5 protein-coding genes and 1 pseudogene are annotated in these 5,216 nt (G+C 72.5%); 3 read left to right on the forward strand and 3 right to left on the reverse strand.

What is annotated here, in order from left to right; all coding sequences use genetic code 11:
- The 3 genes from JNW91_RS29455 to JNW91_RS29465 form a co-directional block, all read left to right on the forward strand.
- On the forward strand, window positions 1-1,304 hold a 1,304-nt coding region (locus JNW91_RS29455; RefSeq protein WP_238425925.1), incomplete at its 5' end, for a class E sortase.
- 4 nt (window positions 1,305-1,308) lie between these two features.
- Entirely contained in the window at window positions 1,309-1,590 is a 282-nt protein-coding gene (locus JNW91_RS29460) for a hypothetical protein (RefSeq protein WP_203178773.1), read from the forward strand.
- Between the two features lie 2 nt (window positions 1,591-1,592).
- A complete protein-coding gene (locus tag JNW91_RS29465; RefSeq protein ID WP_203178774.1) occupies window positions 1,593-2,243 on the forward strand; it encodes an aminodeoxychorismate/anthranilate synthase component II in 651 nt (216 codons plus the stop codon).
- Window positions 2,244-2,269: 26 nt separating this feature from the next.
- Here JNW91_RS29465 and JNW91_RS29470 read toward each other — a convergent pair whose 3' ends face one another.
- The 3 genes and pseudogenes from JNW91_RS29470 to JNW91_RS29480 form a co-directional block, all read right to left on the reverse strand.
- On the reverse strand, window positions 2,270-2,932 hold the full coding sequence (locus JNW91_RS29470) for a SanA/YdcF family protein (RefSeq protein ID WP_203178775.1): 663 nt from the start codon (window positions 2,930-2,932) through the stop codon (window positions 2,270-2,272).
- Between the two features lie 55 nt (window positions 2,933-2,987).
- A complete protein-coding gene (gene pknB, locus JNW91_RS29475; RefSeq protein WP_203178776.1) occupies window positions 2,988-4,808 on the reverse strand; it encodes a Stk1 family PASTA domain-containing Ser/Thr kinase in 1,821 nt (606 codons plus the stop codon).
- Window positions 4,805-5,216 (reverse strand): annotated as a pseudogene (locus JNW91_RS29480) (serine/threonine protein kinase); the annotation flags it as partial. The gene pknB and the pseudogene JNW91_RS29480, both read right to left, overlap by 4 nt.

Genomic DNA, 5,216 nt, shown 5'->3' on the forward strand with positions numbered 1-5,216 from the left:
CACGCCGCCACGCCGCGTGGCGCCGGTGCGCGACGCACGCTGCCGGGCCGCCACCCTGGCCTGGTGCCGGGGTGACCCGCCCGCCGGCGCCAGGGGACGCCTCGACGCGCCCGCCGGCCACCGGTGGCGCGCCAGCTCCGCCGGAGGCCACCCCGACCCACCCGGGTACGCCCGGCCAGACGCCGCCACGGCCAACCGCCGCCGGTCCCTCGATCCGACCGGCGACCTCGGGCGCTCCGATCCCACCGGGTGGCGACGCGCCGACCGCGTTCATCCCCAAGGTCGGCACCGGGCCCGACCGGACCACCGGCACCCCGAGCGCTGCCCCCACGTCCCCGGCCGGCTCGATCTCCCCGGCCGGGCCGCAGCGCTCCGCCGACCCGTCCGCGACCGCGCTGATCCCCACCGTCTCCGCCAGGCCGACGGTCCGACCGCCGGCCATGGACTCCACGGCGCTGATGGGCGCAGTGCCCCACACGCCGATCACCGACGAGCCGACCGGTGCCGCCGACGGCCCTGCCGAGCCTCCCCGGCCCCGACGCGGCGAACGGGTGGTCCAGCTCCGGCCGCACCAGACCGGTGCGGGCTACAAGAGCGTCTACTCGGAGCTCACCCGCCCGTCGTTCGCCTCCCGGCTGCGTACCGGCATCCGGGTCTCCGGCGAGGTCCTCATCACCTTCGGCCTCGTGGTGCTGCTCTTCGCCGGCTACGAGGTGTGGGGCAAGTCCGCCATCGTCGACGCCCACCAGAACGACCTCAGCAGCCAGCTCGCCGAGGCGTGGGGCCCGACCGACGCGCCGACGGTCGGCCCGTCGGCCGCCGCGCCGAGCGGCAAACCGTCCCGGCCGGTGCACGGCAAGCCGATCGCGGGCCTCTACATCCCCAAGCTCGACAAGAACTGGGTGGTCGTCGAGGGCGTCACCCAGGCCGACATCCGGTACGCCCCCGGTCACTACCCGGCCAGCGCGCTGCCCGGCCAGGTCGGCAACTTCTCCGTCGCGGGCCACCGCAACCGGGCCACCTTCTGGCGGCTGGACGAGCTCGACGACGGCGACGCGATCGTCGTCGAGGGCAAGACCGAGTGGTACGTCTACCGGGTGTCGCAGTCGCGGATCGTCCGGCCGACCCAGGTCGAGGTGGTGGCCCCGGTGCCCGGCGAGCCGGACAAGAAGCCGACCAGGCGGATGCTGACCCTCACCACCTGCAACCCCAAGTTCGACAACTACCAACGCCTGATCATCCACGCCGAGCTGGACCGGACCCAACCCAAGTCGGCGGGCCGCCCGGCGGAGCTGGGAGGCTGACCCGATGTACGCCTTCATCTGGCGGAAGCTGCCCTTTGGCCTGGTCGGCAAGCTGACCGGTTCGGTACTGCTCGCCGCCGCCGCGGTGGCCCTGCTCTGGTACGTGGCCTTCCCGTGGGCCGAGCCGCTGCTGCCCTTCGACGACGTGCAGGTCACCCAGGACTCGGGCGTACCCGGTGAACCAGGCGGTGACACCGTGACCGGGGAGACCCCGACCGGTGACGGGCACGAGTTGCCGTACGACACCGACCAGAACAACACCGCGCCGCCCTCCCCCAGCAGGTGACCATGCGCGTCCTGGTGATCGACAACTACGACTCGTTCGTCTTCAACCTCGTGCAGTACCTCGGCCAGCTCGGCGTGGACTGCGAGGTCCGCCGCAACGACGAGATCGACGTCGCCGAGGTGGGCAGGGTGGGCGCGGCCGGTGTCCTGCTCTCGCCCGGGCCGGGCAGCCCCGACCGCGCCGGCATCTGCCTGGACGTCATCCGGGAGTACGCGGACAAGCTGCCGATCTTCGGTGTGTGCCTCGGACACCAGGCGATCGGCGAGGCGTTCGGGGCGACCGTGACCCGCGCCCCCGAGTTGCTGCACGGCAAGACCTCCGAGGTACGGCACCACTCGGTCGGCGTCCTCGCCGGCCTGCCCGACCCGTTCACCGCCACCCGCTACCACTCACTCGCGGTGCTGCCCGAGACGCTCCCCGACGAGCTGGAGGTCACCGGCTGGACCGGCTCCGGCGTGGTGATGGCGATGCGGCACCGGACGCTGCCCATCGAGGGCGTGCAGTTCCACCCGGAGTCGGTGCTCACCGAGGGCGGGCACCTGATGCTGGCCAACTGGCTCGCCGGCTGCGGTCACCCAGAGGCGCTGGAGCGCGCCCCGGCGCTGGCTGCCGAGGTCGACGCCCGCCGCCGGGCCGCCTTCGCCACCGCCTGAGACAAACCGTTCATGGGGCCGGCGGTTCAGCTCCGCAACGCGTCCTGAACCGCCGGGTCGACGGGCGAGCGAACCTCCGGCGATCGGCCCCGTCCCGCGTCCCACGCCGCCTTGCCACTGGCGAAGTAGTCCCGGACCGACTTCTCGGCGAGCAGGACGCGTCCGCAACCGCGGCAGCGGGCAGTCACCCCGTCGACGTCGAGGCCGAGATGTCGACACAGCGTCACGGCCCGGGACAGGTGGTAGGACTGCGTCACGATCAGTGCCCGCTCGACCCCGTACACCTCGCGGGCCCTGGCGCAACTGTCGTAGGTGTCCAAACCGAACGGGTCGGCCACCACACGACCCGCATCGACGCCGAGTTCGGTGAGGTACGACGTCATCACCGCCGTCTCGTCACCCGACGTCCCACCGCCGTCGCCCGACACGAGGACGACCTTCGCCCGCCCGCTGGTCACCAGGGCGGCGGCGGTCTCCAGACGGCCGGCGAGCCGGTCTCCCGGCCGTCGCCGATCGGCCGCCACGGCGGTGCCGAGCACGATCACCACGTCGGCTGACGGGGCGTCGGCCTCCGCGTACACATGCCCGCGTGCGGAGATCGTCGTCCACAGCCACGGCAGACTGGCGAGCAGCAGCGCGACGACGCCCAGGATGGCTAGGCGTCGGAGGCGTCGCGGCCACCGGTTCACGGCCGCGGGGCCTGTGCGTGAGTCATACTTTCCAGCCCGCGGACCGCGGCGTCGGCTAGTTCTCGGGAAGCCGGCCCGGCGGAGGCGGAACCGGCAGACCGAAGCCGCCCCCGTTGCCGGGAGTGGTCGGCGTGGCCGACGGCGTGCCCGACGGCGTCACGGTGGGCGTCGGGTCGGTGACCTTCTCCGGGATGCCGATCTCGATGGTCACCGTCTTGTCCCTGGCCAGTTCGGTGCCCGGGTCCGGGTTCTGCTTCTGGACCCGCCCGGCCTGGTCGGCCGGCACCTCCTCGCCGTCGCGGAAGGAGACCTTGTATCCCGCCTCGCGAAGCTCCTGGGCAGCCTCGTCCCGAGTGGAGTTGAGGACGTTGGGCACCTTGTTGACGTTGCCCCGGGAGACCTCGAGGATCACCTTGCTGTCCTGCGGGACGGTGGTCCCCGACGCGGGGGTCACCTTGACCACGATGCCCTTCTGGGCCGGGTTGTCGACGGGCTTCTCCTCGACCTTCAGCCCCAGATCTTCGAGCTGCGGCTTGACGTTCTCGACCTGAGAGTTGACCAGGCCAGGGGGGATCTTCACGTCGGGCTTGCCGTCGCAGATCTGGACGGTCACCGTACTTTCCTGCTTCAGCCGTGCGCCCGGCGCCGGATCCTGCTTGGCGACGGTGCCCTTCGTGCAGTCGTTGGCCAGAACCGGGTCGCCCACCACCGGCTGGAGGCCGGCGTTGCGGATCTCGGCAACCGCCGCGTCCCGGGCCTTGCCGGTGAGCGTCGGCACCGACTTGAGGTCCTTGTCCTTCTGCTGGCTCCACAGCAGGGCGGCAACCAGGGCGATCACCGCCAGCACGCCGACCGCGCTGAACATCGCGATCAGCCACGAGGACGCCTTGCGCTGGCGCGGGTCGCCCACCCGGGCCGGGATCTGCCGGGTCTGCGGCCCAGCGGCGGCAGCCGGATAGCCGCCCCCACCGCCGGCCGGGGCCATCGCCACCGTCTCCGGTTCGCGCATCACCGGCGTGGCCAGCACGGGCCGACCGGCGGCGGCGCGGAGCAGGTCCGCCCGCATCTCGCCGGCGCTCTGGTAACGGTTGAGCGGGTTCTTCGACAGCGCCTTGAGCACGATCGCGTCGACGGCCGGGGTCACGTCCGGGTTGATGTCGCTCGGCGTCGGCGGCGTCTCCCGCACATGCTGGTACGCGACGCTGACCGGGCTGTCGCCGACGAACGGCGGGTGCCCGCAGACCAGCTCGAAGAGCACGCAGCCGGCCGCGTACACGTCGGAACGGGCGTCCACGGCCTCGCCACGCGCCTGCTCCGGGGACAGGTACTGCGCCGTGCCGATCACCGCGCTGGTCTGCGTCATGGTGGTCGCGCCGCTGGCCAGAGCCCGTGCGATGCCGAAGTCCATGACCTTGACCTGGCCGGTCTGGGTGAGCATCACGTTGCCGGGCTTGATGTCCCGGTGGATGATGCCGTGCCGGTGGCTGAACTCCAGCGCCGCGCACATGTCGGCGCAGATCTCCAGCGCCCGGCGGGGCTGCAACCGGCCCTCGGCGCCGAGCACCTCCTTGAGGGTCCGCCCGTTGACGAACTCCATCACGATGAACGGCAGCGTCTCGCCGGTCGGCGCGGTCTCCTCGCCGGTGTCGTAGACCGCCACGATCGCCGGGTGGTTGAGCGACGCGGCGTTCTGCGCCTCCCGACGGAACCGCATCTGGAACGTCGCATCCCGGGCGAGGTCGGTGCGGAGCATCTTGATCGCGACGTCCCGACCGAGCCGGAGGTCGCGACCGCGGTGCACCTCGGCCATGCCGCCATAGCCGAGCAGCTCGCCGACCTGGTACCTGCCACCGAGCAGGCGGGCCTGCGCTGTCATCGCGTCTGTCGTCCTTCGCTCGTCGTCGTCCCGCCGTCGCCCGGCTGGAGCCGTACCTCACGACGGTACGACGTCCGGGTCGGATCGTCGCGTTCGTCGAGCCGCAGCGCGCCGGACGTCACCGTGTGCGCAGCCAGCGCACCGGTTCCGCCGGACAGCGACTGCTTCCGCAGGTTGTAGGAAATCACGCCCGAGCAGACCAGGACCAGTACGGCGAGCAGGATGGCGAGAAGCACCATTCCGGGCCGGGACCGGCGGGGCTCGGGCGTGGATGGCACCGGGCCGGCCTGCCGGACGTACGCCGGAGGGCGTTCCTGCCGGGTCTGTGCCGGCGGCACCGCCGCGGCGCCGCGCGGGTAGCCGGCCGGGGTGGCCGACGACCGGGCGTACGGGACGGCCGGCGCGACG

The sequence above is a fragment of the Micromonospora parastrephiae genome (genome assembly GCF_016802865.1).
Taxonomy (GTDB): domain Bacteria; phylum Actinomycetota; class Actinomycetes; order Mycobacteriales; family Micromonosporaceae; genus Micromonospora; species Micromonospora parastrephiae.

What these genes read in the sequence shown, in the direction of transcription:
- JNW91_RS29460 (WP_203178773.1), top strand. Translation starts at nt 1,309, where the DNA reads ATGTACGCCTTCATCTGGCGGAAGCTGCCCTTTGGCCTGGTCGGCAAG.
- JNW91_RS29465 (WP_203178774.1), top strand. Translation starts at nt 1,593, where the DNA reads ATGCGCGTCCTGGTGATCGACAACTACGACTCGTTCGTCTTCAACCTC.
- pknB (WP_203178776.1), bottom strand. Translation starts at nt 4,808, where the DNA reads ATGACAGCGCAGGCCCGCCTGCTCGGTGGCAGGTACCAGGTCGGCGAG.